The 21,900-nt window shown below is 68.5% G+C and carries 21 protein-coding genes; 6 read left to right on the forward strand and 15 right to left on the reverse strand.

What is annotated here, in order from left to right; genetic code table 11:
• Positions 1-14 precede the first annotated feature (14 nt).
• The 4 genes from ACOCMH_RS21245 to xdhA all read right to left on the reverse strand — a co-directional run bounded on the left by ACOCMH_RS21245 (position 15) and on the right by xdhA (position 6,168).
• Positions 15-1,070 carry an adenosine deaminase gene (locus ACOCMH_RS21245; protein WP_427312880.1) on the reverse strand — a complete coding sequence of 352 codons (1,056 nt, stop codon included), beginning with the start codon at positions 1,068-1,070 and terminating at the stop codon, positions 15-17.
• Positions 1,071-1,125: 55 nt separating this feature from the next.
• Positions 1,126-2,115 carry a xanthine dehydrogenase accessory protein XdhC gene (gene xdhC / locus ACOCMH_RS21250; protein WP_427312881.1) on the reverse strand — a complete coding sequence of 330 codons (990 nt, stop codon included), beginning with the start codon at positions 2,113-2,115 and terminating at the stop codon, positions 1,126-1,128.
• A 164-nt stretch (positions 2,116-2,279) separates the two neighbouring features.
• The gene (xdhB, locus tag ACOCMH_RS21255) at positions 2,280-4,640 is read right to left on the reverse strand and encodes a xanthine dehydrogenase molybdopterin binding subunit (RefSeq protein ID WP_427312882.1); all 2,361 of its coding nucleotides are present in this window, start codon (positions 4,638-4,640) and stop codon (positions 2,280-2,282) included.
• Between the two features lie 25 nt (positions 4,641-4,665).
• Positions 4,666-6,168 carry a xanthine dehydrogenase small subunit gene (xdhA, locus tag ACOCMH_RS21260; protein ID WP_427312883.1) on the reverse strand — a complete coding sequence of 501 codons (1,503 nt, stop codon included), beginning with the start codon at positions 6,166-6,168 and terminating at the stop codon, positions 4,666-4,668.
• 229 nt (positions 6,169-6,397) lie between these two features.
• Here xdhA and ACOCMH_RS21265 point away from each other — a divergent pair, with 229 nt between their 5' ends.
• Entirely contained in the window at positions 6,398-7,345 is a 948-nt protein-coding gene (locus ACOCMH_RS21265; RefSeq protein WP_010809162.1) for a LysR substrate-binding domain-containing protein, read from the forward strand.
• A 31-nt stretch (positions 7,346-7,376) separates the two neighbouring features.
• Here the strand turns inward: ACOCMH_RS21265 and ACOCMH_RS21270 are convergent, their stop codons facing one another.
• Positions 7,377-8,222: a substrate-binding domain-containing protein gene (locus ACOCMH_RS21270; protein WP_427312884.1), complete on the reverse strand. Its 846-nt coding sequence runs from the start codon at positions 8,220-8,222 to the stop codon at positions 7,377-7,379.
• A gap of 145 nt (positions 8,223-8,367) precedes the next feature.
• Between ACOCMH_RS21270 and ACOCMH_RS21275 the strand changes: the two genes are divergently transcribed.
• From ACOCMH_RS21275 to ACOCMH_RS21295, 5 genes are all read left to right on the forward strand, one after another.
• Positions 8,368-9,465 carry a substrate-binding domain-containing protein gene (locus tag ACOCMH_RS21275; RefSeq protein ID WP_427312885.1) on the forward strand — a complete coding sequence of 366 codons (1,098 nt, stop codon included), beginning with the start codon at positions 8,368-8,370 and terminating at the stop codon, positions 9,463-9,465.
• Positions 9,466-9,585: 120 nt separating this feature from the next.
• On the forward strand, positions 9,586-10,185 hold the full coding sequence (locus tag ACOCMH_RS21280; protein ID WP_171517504.1) for a DUF4126 domain-containing protein: 600 nt from the start codon (positions 9,586-9,588) through the stop codon (positions 10,183-10,185).
• A gap of 85 nt (positions 10,186-10,270) precedes the next feature.
• Entirely contained in the window at positions 10,271-12,886 is a 2,616-nt protein-coding gene (locus ACOCMH_RS21285; RefSeq protein ID WP_427312886.1) for an ABC transporter permease, read from the forward strand.
• A 35-nt stretch (positions 12,887-12,921) separates the two neighbouring features.
• Complete coding sequence (locus ACOCMH_RS21290; protein WP_427312887.1) at positions 12,922-13,338, forward strand: group II truncated hemoglobin; 417 nt, start codon at positions 12,922-12,924, stop codon at positions 13,336-13,338.
• A 43-nt stretch (positions 13,339-13,381) separates the two neighbouring features.
• On the forward strand, positions 13,382-13,978 hold the full coding sequence (locus ACOCMH_RS21295; RefSeq protein ID WP_427312888.1) for a DUF924 family protein: 597 nt from the start codon (positions 13,382-13,384) through the stop codon (positions 13,976-13,978).
• 30 nt (positions 13,979-14,008) lie between these two features.
• On the opposite strand, the gene ACOCMH_RS21300 is transcribed toward ACOCMH_RS21295, so the two are convergent.
• From ACOCMH_RS21300 to ACOCMH_RS21345, 10 genes are all read right to left on the reverse strand, one after another.
• On the reverse strand, positions 14,009-14,593 hold the full coding sequence (locus ACOCMH_RS21300) for a TIGR00730 family Rossman fold protein (protein ID WP_427312889.1): 585 nt from the start codon (positions 14,591-14,593) through the stop codon (positions 14,009-14,011).
• A complete protein-coding gene (locus ACOCMH_RS21305; protein ID WP_427312890.1) occupies positions 14,590-15,291 on the reverse strand; it encodes a TetR/AcrR family transcriptional regulator in 702 nt (233 codons plus the stop codon). The genes ACOCMH_RS21300 and ACOCMH_RS21305 overlap by 4 nt, the downstream gene beginning before the upstream one ends.
• A 109-nt stretch (positions 15,292-15,400) precedes the next feature.
• Positions 15,401-15,886 carry a diacylglycerol kinase gene (locus tag ACOCMH_RS21310; protein WP_427312891.1) on the reverse strand — a complete coding sequence of 162 codons (486 nt, stop codon included), beginning with the start codon at positions 15,884-15,886 and terminating at the stop codon, positions 15,401-15,403.
• On the reverse strand, positions 15,813-16,931 hold the full coding sequence (locus ACOCMH_RS21315; protein ID WP_427312892.1) for a glycosyltransferase family 4 protein: 1,119 nt from the start codon (positions 16,929-16,931) through the stop codon (positions 15,813-15,815). The genes ACOCMH_RS21310 and ACOCMH_RS21315 overlap by 74 nt, the downstream gene beginning before the upstream one ends.
• Positions 16,932-16,992: 61 nt before the next feature.
• On the reverse strand, positions 16,993-17,970 hold the full coding sequence (locus ACOCMH_RS21320) for a UDP-2,3-diacylglucosamine diphosphatase (protein WP_427312893.1): 978 nt from the start codon (positions 17,968-17,970) through the stop codon (positions 16,993-16,995).
• Positions 17,971-18,089: 119 nt separating this feature from the next.
• Positions 18,090-19,070, reverse strand: a complete 981-nt coding sequence (locus tag ACOCMH_RS21325; protein ID WP_427312894.1) for an esterase/lipase family protein — start codon at positions 19,068-19,070, stop codon at positions 18,090-18,092.
• On the reverse strand, positions 19,067-19,606 hold the full coding sequence (locus ACOCMH_RS21330; RefSeq protein WP_427312895.1) for an RDD family protein: 540 nt from the start codon (positions 19,604-19,606) through the stop codon (positions 19,067-19,069). The genes ACOCMH_RS21325 and ACOCMH_RS21330 overlap by 4 nt, the downstream gene beginning before the upstream one ends.
• 115 nt (positions 19,607-19,721) lie before the next feature.
• Positions 19,722-20,528 carry a DUF3106 domain-containing protein gene (locus ACOCMH_RS21335; RefSeq protein WP_427312896.1) on the reverse strand — a complete coding sequence of 269 codons (807 nt, stop codon included), beginning with the start codon at positions 20,526-20,528 and terminating at the stop codon, positions 19,722-19,724.
• Position 20,529: 1 nt separating this feature from the next.
• Positions 20,530-20,961 (reverse strand): DUF3619 family protein, encoded by a 432-nt coding sequence (locus ACOCMH_RS21340; protein ID WP_427312897.1) that lies wholly within the window; start codon positions 20,959-20,961, stop codon positions 20,530-20,532.
• On the reverse strand, positions 20,958-21,527 hold the full coding sequence (locus ACOCMH_RS21345; protein ID WP_171517517.1) for an RNA polymerase sigma factor: 570 nt from the start codon (positions 21,525-21,527) through the stop codon (positions 20,958-20,960). Before ACOCMH_RS21345 ends, ACOCMH_RS21340 begins: the two co-directional genes overlap by 4 nt.
• Positions 21,528-21,900: the final 373 nt, after the last annotated feature.

A 21,900-nucleotide genomic window follows, 5' to 3' on the forward strand; every position in this document is an offset into this window, starting at 1 on the left:
GGCATGCGCCGTGCTCAGGCCGCGGGGGCCGTTGCAGGCGGGGACTTGGGCGGATCGGACCAGAAGTGGTCGACTTCCGCCAGGAACTCGGCCTTCTGCATGGCAGGCAGGAAGGCCGCTTCAAAGCTGTTGCGGGCCAGCTTGTGCGCATCGGCCGCATCCAGCGGCAGCGCGTCGAAGCTGGCTTCCCAGTTGGCATTCATATACCCGCCGAAGTAGGCCGGGTCGTCCGAATGCAGCGTGATCACCACGCCGGCATCGAGCATGCGCTTGAGCGGGTGGTCGCGCAGGTCGGGATAGACCTTGAGCTTGACGTTCGACAGCGGGCATACGGTCAGCGCCACGCGCTCGCGCGCCAGGCGCTCGACCAGCGCGGGATCGTCGATGGCGCGCACGCCGTGGTCGATGCGCTCGGCCTTCAGGATGTCGAGCGCATCGGTGACGTATTGCGCCGGGCCTTCCTCGCCGGCGTGCGCGACCAGGTGCAGGCCCAGCGCTTTCGCCCGCGCGAACACGCGTGCGAACTTCTCCGGCGGGTTTCCTTGCTCGGACGAATCCAGGCCCACGCCGACGAAGCGGTCGCGGTAGGGCAGCGCCGCTTCCAGCGTGGCGAACGCGTCTTCCTCCGGCAGATGGCGCAAGAAGCACAGGATCAGGCTGCTGGAGAAGTCGTACTCGGTGCGGGCCTGGGCCAGGGCATCGGCAATGCCGTCGATCACCACGCCGATCGGCACGCCGCGCGCGGTATGGGTCTGGGGATCGAAGAAGATCTCGGCGTGGCGGACGTTGTCGGCGACGGCGCGCTTGACGTAGTCCATGGTCATGTCGAAGAAATCTTCCTCGGTCAGCAGCACGCTGGCGCCGGCGTAATAGATGTCCAGGAACGACTGCAGGTCGGTGAAGGCGTAGGCGGCGCGCAGCGCGTCGACGCTGGGGTAGGGCAGCGCCACCTGGTTGCGCTGCGCCAGCCGGAAGATCAGTTCCGGCTCAAGCGTGCCTTCGATATGCACATGCAGTTCGGCCTTGGGAGTGCGGCGGATCTGTTCCGCGAGCGCGGCATCGATGGTCATGGGGGCCTCGTTTCTGGGCTTTTCTGTGCCGGCCGGCAGGGCCGGCGGCACGGGTTCAGGGATGCACCGTCTCGGCATGGCCCGCACGCAGCGCGGCAAGGCGCTGTTCACGGACCTGGAGCAGCTGGGCGACGATGGCAATTGCAATCATAGCCGGAGCCTTGTCGGTGATCCCCGAAACCCCCATGGGGCATGTCATTTCCGCAAACCTGGCCGGGTCGATGCCGTGCTCGGCCATGCGGTGTTCAAAGCGTGCGCGCTTGGTCTTGGAGCCGATCAGCCCGAAGTAGGCAAAGTCGGTGCGCTTGAGGATTTCCTCGCACAAGGTCTGGTCCAGCGCATGGCTGTGCGTCATGACCAGGAAGTAGCTGCCCGCGGGCGCCTGTGCCACTACTGCCTCGGGCGTGTCGCTGGCCTCGGCCTCGACGTTGTCGGGCAGCCCGCCGGGGAACAGCGTGTCGCGCTCGTCCACCCAATGCACGCGGCACGGCAGCGTGGCCAGCACCTTGACCAGCGCATGGCCGACATGGCCCGCGCCAAACAGCACCACGTGCATGGTGTCGGGCACCAGCGTGTCGGTCCAGCTGCCGTCCGGCTCCAGCACGACGCCGGGAAGGACGGCGCGGCTGTCTGCGAACGTGATGGCACCGTGGGCGGGGACATGCCGTTGCAGCGAGCCGTGCGCGGCGAACCTGCGCTGGACGGCATCCAGCCACGCCAGGTCGGACGCGCCAAGGACCTCGAACGCCAGTTGCACCACGCCGCCGCAGCACTGCCCCAGCGCGGGCCCCAGTGGAATGCGCTCGATCCGGCGGGCCTCTCCGCGCACCAGCATCGCGCGGGCGATATCCATGCCGCGCCACTCCAGGTGGCCACCGCCGATGGTGCCGACCAGGTCGTCGGCGCTGACCAGCATGCGGATGCCGGCCTCGCGCGGGGCCGAGCCCTTGACCTCGACGATGGTGACCATCGCCACCGGCACGCCGGCGCGCACCATGCGTGCGGCATCGGCGAAGCGGAAGGGTTTAAGCGGTGCGTCCTGCATGGTCGGGGGCCTTTGGGGAGATACCTGGTGATGCCTGGTGGGGCTTGGAGTTGCCGGGTTCAGGGGTGGCGCGCGCCGGCTTCTTCCACCGGCCCGGCGGCTGTCAACGCAGCCGCCGGGGGAAAGTCCGGGGCGCCCGCGGGCGCGCGCTTCCTGACCATGGTTCAGGCTGCCTGCGCAGCCCCTTGCGCCACCGCCTCGCGCACCGCGTCGACGGCGTCCAGGATTGCCTCGCTGGTGGCCGGGGCCTTCAGCGGCGGGTTGATGCGGTAGTCGCCCACCGCGGCCACGGCATCGCGGATCGCGAAGAACACCGAGAACGGCAGCAGCAGCGGCGGCTCGCCCACGGCCTTGGAACGATGGATGCTGTCCTCGACGTTGCGGTTCTGGAACAGGCGCACGTTGAATGCTTCCGGGCAGTCGTTGACCGTCGGGATCTTGTACGTGGACGGGGCGTGCGTCATCAGCTTGCCGTCCTTGTTCCACCACAGTTCCTCGGTGGTCAGCCAGCCCATGCCCTGGATAAAGGCGCCTTCGACCTGGCCGATGTCGATCGCCGGGTTCAGCGAGCGGCCGGCGTCGTGCAGCGCGTCGGCGCGCAGCAGCTTCCATTCGCCGGTGAGGGTGTCGACCAGCACCTCGGAGCACGCGGCACCGTAGGCGAAGTAGTAGAACGGGCGGCCCTGCAGCTTGCTCTGGTCCCAGTGCAGCTTGGGCGTGGTGTAGAAGCCGTCGGACCACAGCTGCACGCGCGCCACATATGCTTCGCGTGCCAGCTCGCCGAACGACAGGCGCAGTTCGCCGGCGCTGACCAGGTCATCGTTGAAGCGCACTTCGGACGGCTCCACGCCCGCCTTGCGCGCGGCGAAAGCGGCCAGGCGCTCGCGGATCTGGCGCGCGGCGTCCTGCGCCGCCTTGCCGTTCAGGTCGGCACCGGTCGACGCGGCGGTGGCCGAGGTGTTGGCCACCTTGCTGGTATCGGTCGCGGTCACGCGCACGCGTTCCATGCGGATGCCCAGTTCGTGCGCCACCACCATCGCCACCTTGGTGTTCAGGCCCTGGCCCATTTCGGTGCCGCCGTGGTTCACCAGCACCGAACCGTCGTTGTAGACGTGCACCAGCGCGCCGGCCTGGTTGAAGTGGGCAACGTTGAACGAAATGCCGAACTTCACCGGGGTGATGGCGATGCCTTTCTTCAGCACCGGGCTGGTAGCGTTGAACGCGCGCGTGGCCTCGCGGCGGGCGCGGTATTCGCTGCTGGCCACCAGTTCGTCGATCAGTTCGTGGATGACGTTGTCTTCGACGGTCTGGCCGTAAGGCGTGACGTTGTTCTCGGTCTTGCCGTAGAAGTTGGCGCGGCGCACGTCCAGCGAATCCTTGCCGACCGTACGGGCGATATTGTCCAGGATGTACTCGACCGCGAACGCGCCCTGCGGGCCGCCGAAGCCGCGGAACGCGGTGTTGCTCTGCGTGTTGGTCTTGCCGCAGTAGCCGTCGATCTGCACGTTCGGCAGCCAGTAGGCGTTGTCGAAGTGGCAGATGGCACGGGTCATCACCGGGCCAGACAGGTCGGCCGAGAAGCCGGCGCGCGACACCATCTCGACCTTGACGCCTTCGATATGGCCCTCGTCGTCGTGGCCCACGCTGTAGTCGAACACGAAGTCATGGCGCTTGCCGGTGATCATCATGTCGTCGTCGCGGTCCGGGCGCAGCTTGACCGGGCACATCAGCTTCCAGGCGGCCAGCGCGGCGCAGCAGGCGAACAGCGCCGACTGCGATTCCTTGCCGCCGAAGCCGCCGCCCATGCGGCGGCATTCGACCAGCACCTGGTGCGCGTGCCAGCCCAGCATGTGCGACACGGCGTGCTGCATTTCGGTCGGGTGCTGGGTCGAGCACCACACGTGCATGCCGTCGTTCTCGCGCGGGGCGGCGTAGGAGATCTGGCCTTCCAGGTAGAACTGCTCCTGGCCGCCCAGGTGGATCGTGCCGCTGTCCTGGTGGACGGCGCCGGCAATGCGCGCGGCGGGCTCGCCGCGGGTCAGGTGCATCGGCGGCAGCACATAGGTGCCGGCCTGGTGCGCGGCCTGCGGCGACAGCACCGGTGGCAGATCCTCGTAGTCGATCACGCCGAGGCGGGCAGCGCGGCGCGCGGCGTCATGCGAGGTCGCCACCACGATAAAGACCGGCTGGCCGATGAACTGCACCACGTCGCGCGCCAGGATCGGGTCGTCATGGATGATCGGGCCGCAGTCGTTGGTGCCGGGGATGTCGTCCACGGTCAGCACGTCGACCACGCCCGGCGCGGCACGCACCTTGTCGAGCGAGACCGACTTGATGCGCGCGTGCGCGCGGGCGCTCATGCCGAGCGCGGCGTGCAGCGTGCCGGCCAGCTCCGGGATGTCGTCGGTGTAGGTGGCGGTGCCGGCCACGTGCAGGTGGGCGGATTCGTGCGGGCGCGAGACGCCGACCTGCGGGACCTGTTCGGCGGTGGCGTCGAGCAGGAAGGGTTCGGTTTGCTTGTTCATGCCGATGCGTTCCTTATTCTCTGGCTCAGGCCGTGGCGATGGCAGTGGCGCCTGCGCCGGGGGCGCGGACATTGACGGCTGCGGCGGGCAGCGCGTTGGCGTGGGTTTCCAGCCAGAACCGGTACAGCAGGTTGGCGGCACCGCGGCTGCGGTACGACGCGGTCGCGCGCATGTCGGACAGCGGCGTGTAGTCCTGTGCCAGCGCGGCCATGCCAGCGCGGGCGGTGGCTTCATTCCACGGCTGGCCGGCCAGGGCCGCCTCGGTGGCGGCGGCGCGCTTGGGCGTGGCGGCCATGCCGCCGAAGGCGATGCGGGCCTGCGTGACGATGCCGTTCTGCACGGTGATGCCGAATGCCGCACACACGGCGGAAATGTCCTCGTCAAAGCGTTTGGACAGCTTGTAGGTGCGGAAGTGCTGCGGGCCGGCCACCGGCACGCGCAGCGCGGCGACGAATTCGCCCGGCTGCATCGCGGTCTTCTGGTAGGCCAGGTACAGGTCTTCCAGCGGCAGCGTGCGGCGCGTTTCGCCGTGCTGCAGCACTACTTCCGTGCCCAGCGCGATCAGCGCCGGCATCGAGTCGCCGATCGGCGAACCGTTGGCGATATTGCCGCCCAGCGTGCCGGCATTGCGGATCGGCAGCGAGGCAAAGCGCTTCCACATCTCTTCCAGCTCAGGGTGCGCGGCGTTGAGTGCGGCGTAGGCCTTTTCCAGCGTCACGGCGGCGCCGATCTCGATCATGCCGTCGCGTTGTTCGATCTGGTTCAGGTCTTCAACCTGGCCCACGTAGAGCAGGCTGCCCAGTTCGCGGAACTGCTTGGTGACCCACAGGCCGACGTCGGTGCTGCCGGCCAGGATGCGGATATCGGGCTGCGCCGCCTTGATCGCGCCGAACTCGGCCGCGGTGCGCGGGGCAAGGAATTCCTGGCCCTGGGCGCGGTAGCGGAAGGTCTCGCCGCGCTTGAGGTTGCGCAGCGTGTCGGCGATCTGCCTGGGGTTGAGCTTGTCCGCGGTGGGGGCGGGCAGGGCCATCATGCGCTCGCCGGCATCGATGATCGGGCGGTAGCCGGTGCAGCGGCACAGGTTGCCGGTCAGCGCGTCGCAGATGGTCTGGCGCGAAGGCGCCTCGCCGCCGGGGGTGTGCTGCTGGTACAGCGCCCACAGCGACATCACGAAGCCCGGGGTGCAGAAGCCGCATTGCGAGCCATGGCACTCGACCATGGCTTCCTGCACCGGGTGCAGGTTGCCATCGGCCTGGCGCAGGTCCTCGACCGTGATCAGGGCCTTGCCGTCGAGCGTGGGCAGGAACTGGATGCAGGCGTTGACTGCCTTGAATTCGACGTCGCCGCCGTCCTGCAGTTCGCCGATCACGACGGTGCAGGCGCCGCAGTCGCCTTCGGCGCAGCCTTCCTTGGTGCCGGTGCAGCGCGCGTCTTCACGCAGGTACTGCAGCACGGTGCGGGTAATGGGGGCGTCGGATACTTCCTTGACCTGGCCGCGGTGGAAAAAGCGGATGGTTTGCGTCTCCATGGTCTTCTCTCTCTTGGTGATGGCGGAAACATAGCACCCGGGCTTTCCAGCAATATTCAGCCCAGGTGATATGCCCCATCAGCGGGCACGCCGGTCGGTACGCCGCCGCACCAGGCGGCGCCCCCGCGAGGGGGTGATTTGACCGATTGTGGGGTGCCTGTCATACACTATGCGCCGTTCCCATCCCCCACGCCACCCATCCGGCCCCCGCCGGAGGGCCGCCATCGCCATGCACGGACGCGACCATCTCGATACCTATTTGCTGCGGGTGCTCCATACCCTGCTCACCGAGCAGAGCGTGACCCGCACCGCCGTGCGCCTGGGCCAGTCTCAGCCCGCCATCAGCAATACGCTGAAGCGGCTGCGCGAAATCACCGGCGACGCCATTTTGGTGCGGGGCAAAAACGGCATGGTGCCGACCGAGCGCGGCCGCGAACTGCTGGCGCTGGCCGAGCAGAGCCTGGCCGCGATGGACCGCATCGCGCGGCCGCCGCAGCAGTTCGACCCGGCCACTACCACGCGCACGTTCCACCTCGGCGCCCCCGATTACCTGGATGCCTTCTTCCTGCCCAATATCGTCGAGCGCGTGCGCCGGCTGGCGCCGGGCGCCAAGCTGTTCGTGCATCCGATGACCTCATCGTCGGACTTCCTGGATGACCTCGAGCAGGGGCAGCTGGATATTGTGGTCGGCAACTGGCTGTCGCCGCCGGAGCACCTGCACATCTCGCCGCTGTTCGACGATGAGGTGGTGTGCATGCTGGGCGCGCAGCATCCGCTGGCGCGCAAGGGGCTGACGCTGAAACACTACCTTGAGATGCCGCACCTGGCGCCGGCGCCCTATGCGTCGATGCAGCGCAGCATGATCGACCAGGCCCTCGCGGAGCAGGGCTACAAGCGCAATATCCAGGTCACGCTGCCGTATTTCGGCCTGGTGCCGTATGTGCTGATGAAGACGGATATGGTATTTACCACCGGCCGGCAGTTTGCCGCGCACTATGCGCAGTACCTGCCGATTCGCATGGTGCCGTCGCCGGTGTCGTTCCCGCGCATGCGCTTCTACCAGCTCTGGCACGAGCGCTGCCATGCCGCGCCGGACGTGATGTGGATCCGCCGCATGATCGCCGAGGTGGCGGCGGACTTGCCGCAGTTGCCCAGGCTGGAGGCTGAGGCGGGGTGACCCGCCCACCGGGGCACGACGGCCGACTCCGTTATTTCTGGGCGGTCGACGCCCTGTAGTCGGGGAAGAACAACTGCTCGCCCTCGACCTTGTACCCCGCAATCGCGTCCTGTCCTTCCTTCGACGTGATCCACTCCACCAGCTTCATCGCGTCCTTGTAGTTAGTGCCCGGATGCCGGGCCGGGTTGACCGCGATGATCCCGTACGGATTGAACATCCTTGGATCGCCTTCGATGGCGATCGCCAGTCCGGTCTTGGCGCGATAGGCGCCATAGGTGGCACGGTCCGACAGGGTATAGGCCGGCATCTGCGCCGCCATGGTCAGCACCTCGCCCATGCCCAGGCCGGCGCTGACATACCAAGGCTGGCCCTTGGGCTCGATGCCGAGCTGCTTCCAGTACTCCTTCTCCATCACGTCGGTGCCGGAGTTGTCGCCGCGCGAGATGAACTTGCTGCCGCTGCCGGCGAGCTTGCGCAAGCCGGCCAGCACGTCCTTGCCGCCTTTGACACCAGCCGGGTCGCTGGCGGGCCCGACCACGATGAAATCGTTGTACATCACGTCGCGCCGGTTCACGCCGTAGCCCGCGGCGACAAAGGCGTCTTCCAGCTTGCGCGCGTGCACCAGCAGCACGTCGACATCGCCCATCTCGCCCATCTTCATGGCCTTGCCCGAGCCCACGGCGATCACCTTCACGGTGACGCCCGACTTCTGCTCGAAGCGCGGCAGCAGGACCTTCAGCAGGCCGGAGTTCTCGGTGCTGGTGGTGGTGGCGAGCTTCAGTTCGCCGGCGTGTGCGGCCGACAGCAGGCCGATGCAGAGGATCGACGCGACGAGGTGGCGCGTGCGGCGGTGCATGGGTTGGGCACGACGGGACATGCGGTATCTCCTCGATGTTATGTTTCTGTGGACATAATTGCTTTTGCCTTGGGTTCTCAGGGAGAATGCGGCAAAACAAAGATAAGAATGGGGTAAACATTGTGATCCAGCCAAGATCGCCAAGTAAATATGTCGCGGAGAACCTATGACTTTCCGCTTCGACTTGTTTCCGGTGATTGCCGCCGACGACAATCCGCGCGCCAATGCGAAGGTGTTCCAGTTGCTCAAGGCCGTGCGTGAAACCGGATCGCTGCATCGTGCCGCACGCGAGATCGGGTTGTCGTACCGCCACGCCTGGGGCGTGATGCGGTCATGGGAAGAGATGCTCGGGCGCAGCATGCTGGATATGGAACGCGGGCGGGGCGCCTCGCTGACGCGTTTCGGCGAGCGCCTGCTACGCGCCGAATTGCGCTTGCGCGAATCGATCGAGCCGGCGGTGCAGCGGGCCATGGCCGAGTTCATTGCGGACCTGGACGACGCCCAGCAGCCGCAGTCTTGCGTGCATTTCACCGGCAGCCATGATCCGGCGGTGGAGGTGCTGGCCGCTGCGCTGGGCACGGCGCGGAATCCGCTGCAACTCGACACGGTGTTCTGCGGCAGCGTCGAGGGCTTGATCTGCCTGCAGGAGCGTCAGTCGGAGCTGGCGGGATTTTATGTTTCGCCGGTGCAGACCGCGGGCTCGGTGGCGCATGTGACGTTGCGCAAATGGCTGCGGCCGGCCTCGGTGCGGCTGCTGCGGCTGGCGTGGCGCGAGCAGGGGCTGATCCTGTCGCCCGACGTGGCGCGCGAGGTGCACGACCTGCGCGGGCTGGCGCGCAGCCAGGCGCGCTTTGTCAACCGCCAGCGCAGTTCGGGCACACGCATGCTGTTCGACCAGTTGCTGGCTGCCGAGGGGTTGTATCCGGACCAGATCGCCGGCTACGACGAAACCGAGTTCAGCAACGAAAAAGTGGCCGAAGCCGTGCACAGCGGCCGCGCGCAGGCTGGCTTCGGGCTGCGCATGAATGCCGAGGCCCACGGGCTGGCGTTCGTGCCGCTTACGCGCGAGGCCTACTACCTGGCGCTGCGCAAGAACGATCAGACCGCCGGGTGGATGGCCGGGCTGCTGGCTTTGCTGGCCGACCCGGCCTTTGCCCGGCGCATCGAGGCGCTGCCGGGCTACACCATGGCCGAGCCGGCTGGCATCCTGACGCCGCAAGAGGCGCTGCCGTGGTTCGGCGTGGACGGCAAGGAAAACAACTGAGGGCGGGCTTTCCCCGACCGCGCACGGCCCGGGCGCATCGCACGCGGGTCCGTATTACACTCCCTGCCAGGGCGCGCCGATGTCCGCACCGGCTCGCGCCGGACCCTTGCAAGGAGCGCCATGCTGGAAACCGCCGCGCTGGCCGCGGGCATGTCCTGGGCCAGCGGATTTCGCCTGTATCTTGCCGTGCTGGCCGCCGGAGTGCTGGCGCGGCTGGGCTGGCTGGAGCTGCCGCCCGGGCTGCAGCCGCTGGAATCCTGGTGGGTGATCGGCGTGGCCGCGGCGCTGGCCGTGGCCGAGTTCGTGGCGGACAAGGTGCCGGCCTTCGACACCGTCTGGGACGGCATCCATACCTTCATCCGCATTCCTGCCGGTGCAATCCTGGCCGCCGCCGCCTTCGGCCAGCTGGATCCGCAGTGGATGGTGGCGGCTGGCCTGGTCGGCGGCACGCTGGCCGGCACCGCGCATGCGGTCAAGGCCGGCACCCGCGCACTGATCAACGTGTCGCCGGAACCGTTTTCCAACTGGACGGCCTCATTCACTGAAGACCTGACCGCCACCGGCAGCCTGCTGCTGGCGTTCTTCGTGCCAGTGCTGTTCCTGGTCCTGCTGGCGGTGTTCCTGCTGGTGTCGGTGTGGCTGCTGCCGAAGTTGTGGCGCGGGGTGCGCCGCCTCCATGCCAGCCTGCGCGGCGGGGCCCGGCGCGACGCACCGCGCTAGCGCCGCGGCCTTGTTGGCCAGCATTTTCGCATTGCCCGACTGACCCGAGGCGCACCGGCGCCAGCAACCAAGAACACACCAACCGATGCCCTCCGAGTCCGCCATCGACGTCCCGGCCACTGCCGCCCATCCTGCCGGTACGCACCCCGCCGCGGGCGGCAAGTTCTCCGCCTGGCGCCAGGCGCTGCGCATGGCCCGCCGTGACTGGCTGGCGGGCGAGCTCTACCTGCTGCTGTTTGCGCTGGTGCTGGCGGTGGCCGCGCTGACCAGCGTGGGTTTCATGGCCGATCGCATGCGGCTGGGGCTGGAGCGCGATGCGCGCCAGATGATTGCCTCGGACGTGCTGCTGGTGGCCGACCAGCCCTTCGACGCCGCGTTCACGCAGCGCGCCCGGTCGGCCGGATTGTCGGTGGCGCAGACCGTCACCTTCCCGAGCATGGCCACCGCCAATGGCAAGGCGCAGGGCGGCGCCGAGCCGGCCAGCCAGCTGGCCGCGCTCAAGGCGGTCACCGATGGCTATCCGCTGCGCGGCCGGCTCAAGGTGGCCGCGGCACCGGGCGGGGCGGAGGCCCCCGCCGATGGGATTCCGGCGCCGGGTACGGTATGGGTCGACGAGGCGCTGCTCGGCGCGCTGGGCGTTGCGGTGGGCGACAGCCTGCGGCTGGGCAGCCGCACCTTCCGCATCGACCGCATCATCACGCAGGAACTCGATCGCGGCACCGGCTTCATGAACTTCGCGCCGCGCGTGCTGATGCCGCTGTCGGACCTGGACAGCACCGGGCTGATCGGCTGGGGCAGTCGCGTCACCTACCGCCTGCTGGTGGCCGGCCCCGACGCCGCCGGCGCGGCCTTCCAGAAATGGGCGCAGGACGAGATCGAACGCCGCCAGTTGCGCAATACGCGGATCGAGTCGCTGGAATCCGGCCAGCCGCAGATGCGCGCCACGCTGGACCGCGCCGAGCGCTTCCTGTCGCTGGTGGCGGTGCTGTCATCGATGATCGCGGCGGTGGCGATCGCCATGTCGGCGCGCCGCTATATGCAGCGCCACACCGATGCCTGCGCGGTCTACAAGTGCCTGGGGCTGTCGCGCGGGCAGATCCTGCGGGCGTTCGGCCTGGAATTCCTGCTGATTGGCGCGGCCGGCGCGCTGGCCGGCGTGCTGCTCGGCTACCTCGCGCACTATGGCCTGCTGCTGTCGCTCGGCGGCCTGCTCAAGGTATCGCTGCCGCAGCCGTCGCTGCTGCCGGCGCTGGTAGGCGTGCTGGCGGGGCTGGTGCTGCTGGCGGGGTTTGCGCTGCCGCCGCTGCTGGCGCTGACACGGGTGGCGCCGCTGCGGGTGCTGCGGCGCGATATCGGACTGCCGCCGGTGTCGGCCTGGGTCGCCTACGCGCTGGGCCTGGGCGCCTTTATCGCGCTGCTGCTGGTGGCCGCCCGTGACCTGCGGCTGGGGCTGACCACCGCCGGCGGCTTTGTCGCCGCGGGCGTGGTGTTCGGCGTGCTGGCGCTGGGCCTGCTGACGCTGCTGTCGCGGCTGCTGCGGGGGCGCCTGCGCGGCCGCACGGCAATGGGGTGGCGCTTTGCGCTGGCGGTGCTGGAGCGCCGCCGCGCGGTCACGGTGCTGCAGACCGTGGCGCTGGCCGTGGGGCTGATGGCCCTGCTGCTGCTCGGCATGACGCGCAACGACCTGGTCGATTCGTGGCGCAACGCCACGCCGGCTGACGCGCCCAACCGCTTCATCATCAATATCCAGCCGGACCAGCGCGAGCCGTTGCGCCAGATGCTGGCCGGCGCCGGCATCACCGACCTGCTTTACCCGATGGTGCGCGGGCGCCTGACCCATATCGGCGCGCGCGCCATCCGCGGCGACAGCTTCGAGGACGGGCGCGCGCGCAACCTGGTCGAGCGCGAGTTCAACCTGTCCTATACCGATGCGCTGCCGGAGGGCAACCGCGTGATCGCCGGGCGCTGGTCGAACGGCTCCGACGGCGCCGAGGCGGGCGCGTCGGTGGAAGAGGGCATCGCCAAGACCCTGGGCATCCGGCTCGGCGACACGCTGCGCTTCGACGTGGCCGGCCAGCCCGTGCAGGCGCGCGTGACCTCGCTGCGCAAGCTCGACTGGGGCTCGATGCGCGTCAATTTCTTCGTGATCCTGCCGCCGCGGGCGATGCAGGGGCTGCCCGAGACCTACATCACGTCGTTCCATTTGCCGGCTGCCAGCGCGGCGCTGGGCAACCGGCTGATCGCGGCCTTTCCCAACATCACCGTGGTCAATACCGACATGATCCTGCGCCAGATCCAGGACATCCTGGACCAGGTGATCGCGGCGGTGGAATTTCTCTTCGTCTTCACGCTGGCCGCGGGGGTGACCGTGCTGTACGCGGCGCTGTCCGGCGCGCGCGACGAACGCAGGCGCGACGCGGGCCTGCTCAAGGCGCTGGGGGCCTCGGCCGCGCTGGTGCGGCAGACGCAGTACGCCGAATTCCTGGTGGTGGGCGGCCTGGCCGGCTTCCTGGCCAGCCTCGGCGCGATCGCGGTAGGCTGGGGCCTGTCGCAGTTCGTGTTCGACTTTCCCTACCGCTTTAATGCCTGGATTGTGCCGGTGGGCGTGGTTTCTGGCATGCTGTGCGCTTTTGCTGGTGGCTGGCTGGGCCTGCGCGAAGTGCTGCGCCAGCCCGCGCTGGCGACCTTGCGTGATGCCTGAGTCAACTTGGCAGCGCAGCGCAGACCGAGTGTGTGATGAGTACTGAATCCAACGACAAGCCCGGCAGCGCCGAGGTGACAGCATTTGAACTGGTGGGCGGCGAGGCGCGCGTGCGCGAACTGGTCGACCGCTTCTACGACCTGATGGACCTGGAGCCGCAGTTCGCGGGCCTGCGTGCGTTGCACCCGCCGTCGCTGGACGGCTCGCGCGACAAGCTGTTCTGGTTCCTGTGCGGCTGGCTGGGCGGCCCGAACCACTTTATCGAGCGCTTTGGCCATCCGCGCTTGCGCGCGCGTCATATGCCGTTCGAGATCGGCGTCAGCGAGCGCGACCAGTGGATGCGCTGCATGGCGCTGGCGATGCAGGACATCGGCCTGTCCGAAGACCTGCAGCTGCGCCTGATGCAGGCCTTCTTCCAGACCGCCGACTGGATGCGCAACGTGGCGCGCTGAGGCGCCGCCACTCCCTTCTTTCCACCGAAAGGTTTCTCAGCCCATGACAGACCAACTGCCTGAAGACGCCCTGCGTTTGCTCGATTTCTGGTTCGGCCAGCCCGGTTCGGCTGCCTGGAATACCGAGCGCCCGCAATGGTTCACCAAGTCGGACGCCTTCGATGCGCAGATCCGCGCAAACTTCCTGTCCGACTGGCAGGTCGCCTGCGACGGGGCACCGGACGACTGGTCGGTCACGCCTGAAGGCGCCTGCGCGCGCGTGGTGCTGCTGGACCAGTTCCCGCGCAACATGTTCCGCAACGATCCGCGTAGCTTCGGCACCGATGCGCTGGCGCTGGCACTGGCCCGGCGCATCGTCGCTACCGGCATCGACCGCAAGCTGCCCACGGATTTCCACCGCATGTTCTGCTACATGCCGTTCGAGCATTCGGAATCGCTGGAAGACCAGGACGAGGCCGTGCGCCTGATGACGCAGCTGCGCGAGGCCAGCGGCGGGGTGGTGGATGTGGTGGAGTGGGCCGAGAAGCACCGCGCGATCATCGCGCGCTTTGGCCGCTTCCCGCACCGCAATGCGGTGCTGGGGCGGCAGAGCACGGCTGAGGAACTGGCGTTCCTGCAGCAGCCGGGCTCGTCGTTCTGAGCGAGACCAGGCCGGGATAGCAGGGCGCGCTCAGGTCTTGTCGCGCGCCTGCTGCCACTTGTCGACGCGCACGCGCGGCGCGGCCGCCAGTTGTTGCAGCAGGCCTGCGGGCGTGTCGGCCACGTGCAGCAGGTCTGCATGCACCTGCTTCAGAAAGCCTTCCCGCACCGCATGCGACAGGAAGCCCAGCATGCCGTCGTAGAACCCGGCGAGATTCAGCAGGCCCACCGGCTTGTCGTGGTAGCCCAGCTGCAGCCAGGTGAAGGTCTCGAACAGTTCCTCGAACGTGCCCACACCGCCGGGCATGGCGATAAAGGCATCGGCACGGTCGGCCATCATCTGCTTGCGCTCGTGCATGTTGCGCACCACGTGCAGCTCGGTCAGGCCGCGGTGGCCGACTTCCTTCTGCATCAGGGCTTCCGGGATGATGCCGATGGCGCGGCCGCCATGCGCCAGCACGGCGTCGGCGACGATGCCCATCAGGCCCACCTTGCCGCCGCCGTACACCAGCGCCAGGCCGCTTTCGGCCAGGGTGCGGCCGAGCAGGCGTGCGCCTTCGGCGTATTCGGGGCGGTTGCCGGGACTGGACCCGCAATACACGCAGACGGATTTCACTTCGTTTCCTTTGCCGCGCCGGCGGCGGCCTTGGCGGCGGAGTAGTCGCGCGCCAGCTGGTCGAATGCATCCCGCGCCCGGCCACGCAGGTAAGGGGCCAGGATCGAGAAGATGTGGTAGCTCGATCCGTGCAGGTAGCCGCGGATCTGCTCGGGGTCGTTGTACTGGCGCGGGTGCTGCACGAACTGGAACGACAGCCAGTAGGTGGCGATCACCACCATGTTGGTGCAGATGGCCTCGACCTGTTCGGGCGTGGCATCCATTTCGCCGTCTTCGATGAACTGGCGGCAGATCTCGTGCGCAAAGCGCTGCTTCTGCTCGACGATGCGCTTGAAGTTGGTCTCCAGCATCCGGTTGCGCGCCAGCAGGTCGTTGATGTCGCGGTACAGGAAGCGGTAGTTCCACAGGAACTCGGACATGTACTGCAGGTAGCCCCAGCTTTCGTCGAGCGTGGCCTTGTGGTCGTCCGGCATCTTCAGGCGGCGCTCCATCTCTTGCTCGAAGCGCACGAAGATGGAGTTGATGATGTCGTCCTTGTTGCGGAAGTGGTAGTAGAGATTGCCAGGGCTGATCTCCATCGCTTCCGCAATCGTGGTGGTGGTGACGTTGGGCTCGCCGACTTCGTTGAACAGGCGCAGCGAGACGTCGAGGATGCGGTCCCTGGTACGGCGGGGGCCGGTTTGCGGTTTCGGTTCCATGGGCGTCCGGGCGATCGGTGCGATCGTTAAGTCGGGGGCAGGGTAGCGATTATAAGCAATCGGCCTGCCGTACCCCATCCCGTCCCGGGCGAGGCCGCCTGGCGCCGGCTCAGCCCGCCAGCGCCCGCGCCCACCGCACCACGTGCGGCCCGGCAATGGTGAGCCAGGTGCCGCCGCACAGCACCAGCGCCAGCATCACCGCCGCGCTGCCGAAGTCCTTGGCGCGCTTGGACAGGCTGTGCCGCTCCAGCGAGATGCGGTCGACCGCGGCCTCGACGCTGGAGTTGAGCAGTTCCACGATCAGCACCACCAGCAGCGTGCCGAGCAGCAGGATGCGCTCGACCGCCGCCACCGGCAGCAGGAACGCGCACGGCGTCAGCAGCACCACCAGGGTCAGTTCCTGGCGGAACGCGCTTTCCTCCAGCACCGCGTAGCGCAGCCCCGACAGCGAATTGATCGCCGCGTGCCAGGCGCGCGCCAGGCCGCGGTTGCCCTTGTGGGGATTCTGATCGACCGAGTAGTCAGCGCTCTGCATTGCCGGCGGCGGCCTCTGCATTGGCGGGTCGGGCGGCAGTTCCTGATGCGGTGTCGACATGGGTTTGCGAGGCGGGTTGGGCCGCTGCGCCGCCCCGCCCGGGCCTGGCGGCGAACGGCCGCAGGTGGGCCAGGAATTGCTCGGAGGCGGCGCGCCACGAGAACCGCTCGGCATGGGCCCGGGCCGTGGCGCGGTCGATGCGCAGCGCTTCCAGGCAGGCTTCGCGCAGGTCTTCGTGCATCACGCCGGCGGGGCTGTCGCCCAGCACATCGATCGGGCCGGTGACCGGGTAGGCGGCCACCGGCAGCCCGCTGGCCAGCGCTTCAAGCAGCACCAGCCCGAAGGTGTCGGTGCGGCTCGGGAACACGAACACGTCAGCGGAAGCATACACCCGGGCCAGTTCGGGCTGGCTCAGCACGCCCAGGTAGTTGGCGCCGGGATAGCGCGCGCGCAGCGCCGTCAGCGCCGGCCCGTCGCCGACCACCCATTTGGAGCCGGGCAGGTCGAGCGCGAGGAAGGCCTCGACGTTCTTCTCCACCGCCACGCGGCCGACGTACAGGAAGATCGGGTGGGCGGTGTTGAGCACATTGGCGCGCTGCGGCGTGAACACGTCGAGGTCCACGCCGCGCGTCCACAGCACGGCGTTGGTGATGCCGTAACGCCGCAGGTCGTCCAGCACCACCGGGGTCGGCGCCATCACGGCCTGGGCCGGGCCGTGGAACCAGCGCAGGAAGCGGTAGGTCCACGCCAGCGGTATGCCGAAGCGGGCCTGCACGTATTCCGGAAAGCGGGTGTGGTAGGCGCTGGTGAAGGGCAGCTTGCAGCGCAGCGCATGGCGCCGCGCGGCCAGTCCCAGCGGACCTTCGGTGGCGATGTGCAGGGCGTCGGGGCCGAAGGCCTCGATGCGGCGCCGCATGCGCGCACCCGGCAACAGCGACAGGCGGATCTCGGGGTAGGTCGGGCACGGCACGGTGCGGAATTCCAGCGGCGTGATCATGTCTACCGTGTGGCCCATGGCCTCCAGTTCGCGGCGCGTGGACTTGAGCGTGCGCACCACGCCATTGACCTGGGGTTCCCAGGCATCGGTGACGATCAGGATCTTCATGCAGCCTCCTCGGGCGCGGTGGAAGGGCAATGCGGATTGGGTAACAAGTGGCAGGCCGGCGTCAGCCGGCCACGGCAGCACGGCGCCGGCGGCGCGTGGCCGGCGCCGGTGCGTCTAGCAGCGTGGTCCAGTAGACGATCTTCAGTTCGCCTTCCAGGGTCTCGACCAGCGCCGACAGGCTCTCGACCCAGTCGCCGTCGTTGCAGTAAAGCTGGCCGTTGACCTCGCGGATCTCGGCCTTGTGGATATGGCCGCAGACCACGCCGTCGCAGCCGCGCCGGCGTGCCTCGTCCACCATCGCGCTTTCGAACGCGCCGATGTAGTTGACCGCGTTCTTGACCTGGTGCTTCAGGAATTGCGACAGCGACCAGTACGGGAAGCCCAGGCGCGCGCGCAGCCGGTTGAAGTGCCGGTTCAGCGCGAGGATCATCGTGTACAGCGAATCGCCCAGGTAGGCCAGCCAGCGCGCGTGCTGCACCACGCCGTCGAACAGGTCGCCGTGTACCACCCACAGGCGGCGCCCGGTGGCGGTGACGTGCACCGCCTCTTCGCGCACGGTGATGTCGCCAAAGGCCATGCCGTCGAACTGGCGCGCGGCTTCGTCGTGGTTACCGGGGACATAGATCACCTCGGTGCCCTTGCGCGCCTTGCGCAGCAGCTTCTGCACCACGTCGTTGTGGCTTTGCGGCCAGTACCAGCCGCGGCGCAGCTGCCAGCCATCGATGATGTCGCCGACCAGGTAGAGCTGGTCGGATTCATTGTGCTTGAGGAAATCCAGCAGGTAATCGGCCTGGCAGCCGGGCGTGCCGAGGTGGATATCCGACAACCAGATCGCGCGGTAGCGCTGGATCGGGTGCGGCTCGGGCGGATAGGTTTCCTGCGCTTCGCGCGGCGGCGCCAGCGTGGCGCCATCGAGCACCGGCGCCATGAAGGCGGTCACCGGCGCGGCGGCGCCGCTGTCAGCGCTGCGGCGCAGCCATGGCGCCAGTTGCGAGGCCTTCGACAGATACCCGCGGGCAGATCGGATTGCTTGCACCATGCCAGTCCCGGTTGCGGCGATGGCTGCATTCAGCCAGCCCGCGATGACGGCACCGTGACGGAAACATGACTGACATATGAATCGTTGCGGCGGCGGGACAGGGCAGGTGGAGGACCGGCTCAGCGGCCACGCGCAGACAACTCGGCCAGCGCGTCGAGCACGGCCCGCACCGCGGCGGGATGGCGCAGCAGCGACACATGGCCGATGCCGGACAGCGCGATATACCCGGCACCGTCGAGCCAGCCAGTGCATGGCGGCCCGGCAATCGAGTCATGCCAGCTGAAGATCGACACCATGCGGGCGCGCAGGCGTGGGGTTTCGGCCGCCGCCAGCGCGCGCAGCCAGGGACTGCCGCAGCGCATCTGGCGCGCATTATGGCCGCCGCCGAAGCGCGCCAGCGCGCTGCCGTGGTGAGGGCTGCCCAACGTCACCACGCCGGCGCAGGCGTCTTCGTCGCCGGCCAGCCGCAGCGCGGCGCGCGCAGCCAGGCCGCCCATGCTGTGGCAGAGCAGCAGCGGCGCGCGCCCGCTTTCCGCGCGGATGCGCCGCATCGCGGCCAGCAGCGCACGCGCGTAGTCGTCGATGTCGCCGAACACGGGTTCCAGGTCGATCCCTTGGCAGCGGTAGCCGGCGGCCGCCAGCGCCGGCTGCATGTCGAGCCAGATGGCCTGGCCGCAGGCGTAGCCATGGACCAGCAGCACCGGCGGGGCATCGCGTCCGGGCGCGGCATCCACGGCGGGGACGAAGGACGCGCTCGCGCGGAACGGCTGCAGCCAGTCGAACATGCGCAGCACGGCCAGGCATTCGGCCGCGTAGCAGCGCAACGCCTCCGCCAGCTTCAGCGGCCTGCGGGTGGCGGCAAGTGCAACGGGCGGCGCGGGCGGGTGATCGCCGCGTCCGACCCACAGGCCGCGCCCGCTCAGCCCGAAGGCGATGGCAATACCGATGGCGAAGCTGCCCAGGATCAGGCCGGCACCGGCGGCCAGCGCGCCGGGCCACGGCCAGGCGGCCGTGCGCACCAGCGCCGCGGCAATGCCAAGCGCTGCGGCCGCCTGCAAGGTCACCGCGAGGCGGCGGATGCCGGCGGCCCCCAGGCTCATGGCTTGGCGCGCAGGTCCGTCAGCCGCGTGCCGGCCAGCCGGTCATGCAGGAACTGGCGGCGCGGATCCAGCCATGCCAGCAGGATCCAGACCAGCAGGCCAGCGCCCAGCACGCCGACGAACGGGCCTTTCACCAGCCCCAGCAGATGGCCGAGCGCGGCCGATGGCGGCAGCCACAGCCACGCCAGCACGTAGCGCAGGGCCGCCTGGGGCCAGCGCGGCGGCACGCCGGCGGAGTTTTCGACGCGCATGCGCCAGGTCTGCATCGCCAGGGTCTGGCCGTTGCGCTGCCAGAACCAGGTGAAATACCACCCCATCACCAGGAAGCTCCATAGCTGGATCGCCAGCGCTCCCTCCATGCCAAGCTTCTGCAGCAGCGGCCGCACCAGCAAATAGGCCGCGGTCGACGCGCTCAGCACGCCAAACAGCAGCACGCCTTCGTAAAGCATGCAGGCGATGCGGCGGCGCAGCGGCGGCGCGGCCGGCACGGTGGCAGCTGTGGCGGGGGGCTGGGGTTTGAGTGTGGCAGCGGGCATGGAAGGCGATCGGGACGGGGCGCCGGCGCGCGGCCTTGGTGCCGATGCGGAGGCGGGGGCCGGCCTGGCTTCGCTGGCCGGCGTGAGACCGCCATTATGCCAAATGGCGTGGCGATTACTGGCGCACGGTGGCGTCAGAAGCGGTCGCAGCCGCCTCGGTGGCGACGTCGGCTGCCTGCGGCGCAACCGGCGCCGCGCTCGCGGGAAGTGCGGGGGTGGCGGCAGAAGGGGCGGCCGGGGCGGCAGGCCCGGAAGCGGCGGCCATGGCAGCCGGCGCCGAGGCTGGTTGCGCCTGCGCCTCGCTGGCCGGCTTGCGGCCGCCGTGGCCCGTGGCAGTGGCTGTCCTGGGCTCGCGGTGGAGCTGGCGGCTGGTGTCGCTGGGCAGGCGCTTGCCGCTGGGCAGCGCGCTGACGGCACCGGGGCGGCGCGGCACGTGGTCGGCGGCGGCCAGCTTCTTTTTCTGCTCTTCAGGCAGCTGCTGATACCTGTCCCAGGCCTCGGCCTTTTTCTCGGCCGGCAACGTGCGGGTGATCTGGTAGTTTTCGCGCGCCAGCCGGCGTTGCTGCGGGGTCATCCTGACCCACTCCGCCATGCGCGCCTGCAGCCGTGCCTGTTCGGCCGGCGAGTACTTTGGATAGCGCGCGGCGATGCGCAGCCACTTGTGGCGGTTCAGTTCCGGCAGGCTGTCCCACAGCGGCTGCAGCGGCGCGAGGATGCGCTGGTTGACTGGGCTCAGGTCGGCCCAGGCCGGCTTGGCACTGGCAGTCTGGGCGGGCTGCGCCACGGCGGGGCCAGCCGCCGCGGAAGCGCCCTGGGCCTGCGCCACGGCGGGCAGCAACCCCCAGCAGGCGGCGGCGCCGGCGCCGGCCAGCAATGCTGCCAGCCGGCGCATGGCGTCGGGACGGAAGATCGCGCGCGCCATGCTATTGACCGCGCTTGAGGAACACGTGGAAGCCCTCGTCGGCGTAGGCCGTGGGCGGCAGGTCGTCGAGCAGCATGGCGGCGTCGATATCGGCCAGTTCCTCGATGCGCTTCTGCTCCTGCCAGTGGTAGATGCCAGTCAGGCCGGCGGCCAGCGCCACCAGCGTCCACACCAGGCCAAGGCGCCGCAGCCACGCGCCGGCGCGGTGCAGCGGCGAGGTGTCGTCGTCGAACACCGGTGCGTGCGCGCCCGGCATGGCCAATTGCGGCACCAGCACAGGCGCCTCGGCCTTCTTGCGGGCGACCGCCATCCGGCGCGCGGCGGCGAGCCGTTCGGAAATATCGGCCGGCAATGCGTCGGCGCCGGCATCCAGTGCCGCCCGGACCTCATGGGCAAACCGGCGTTCGCGGATTTCTTTGTCGTTTCTGCTCATAGTCGGACCCCCCGCGCGCGCAGGGCCTGCGCAAGTGTATGCGTGGCACGGGAACAGTGCGTCTTGACGCTGCCTTCGGAACAGCCCATCACGGCGGCGGTTTCGGCGACGTCCATATCCTCCCAGTAACGCATCAGGAACGCCTGGCGTTGACGCGTGGGCAGGCGCTGGATTTCTTGCTCGATGATGTGCATGGTCTGGGCGCGCTCGACGTGGTCGGCGCTGCTTTCGGCCGATGCCGAGCCGGCCTGTGCCTCGAGCGTCTCGAGCAGGTCGTTGTCGTCGCCGCCGTCACGGTCGTCGCGCAGGCTGGAAAACAGCGAGACCCAGGTATTGCGCACTTTCTGGCGCCGGAACCAGTCGTGGATGGTGTTCTGCAGGATGCGCTGGAACAGCGGCGCCAGTTCCGCGGCACCCTTGTCGCCATACTTCTCGGCCAGCTTGATCATGGCGTCCTGGACGATGTCCAGCGCGGCCTCGTCGTCGCGGACGGCGAACACGGCCTGCTTGAAGGCGCGCCGCTCGACGCTGGCAAGAAAAGCGGACAGTTCCTGGTCGGTGGCCATTCAGGCGGTTGGGGCTTGTTGCTGCGGGACAAATGCCCGGTTCTGGTGAATGTGCTGCCTAGGGCGCGTGCATGCCCAATGTGCTGCGATGCTAGCAAAATTTCGCCGCGCTGTACCGTTTTGTATGGCACGACATACATGGCAGTGCGGAAAACTTTTTGCGCCAATTTGGGGAACTTGCCGGCGCCACAGGCGTAAACAATCGTAGACCGCGCTGGTGCATTGCAGTATCATCGACGGTTCACACGACATCAGTGGTTGTCTCATCCGGCCGCTTATGAGGCGGTCTTCCATGCAGACGCGCACCGCTTGAACCCGAGCCACAAGTTCGGCAGAGAGCATCCAAACAATTTTTTGCCGAAAATTGCAAAGG

The sequence above is a fragment of the Cupriavidus sp. H39 genome (assembly GCF_050271075.1).
GTDB lineage: Bacteria > Pseudomonadota > Gammaproteobacteria > Burkholderiales > Burkholderiaceae > Cupriavidus > Cupriavidus necator_B.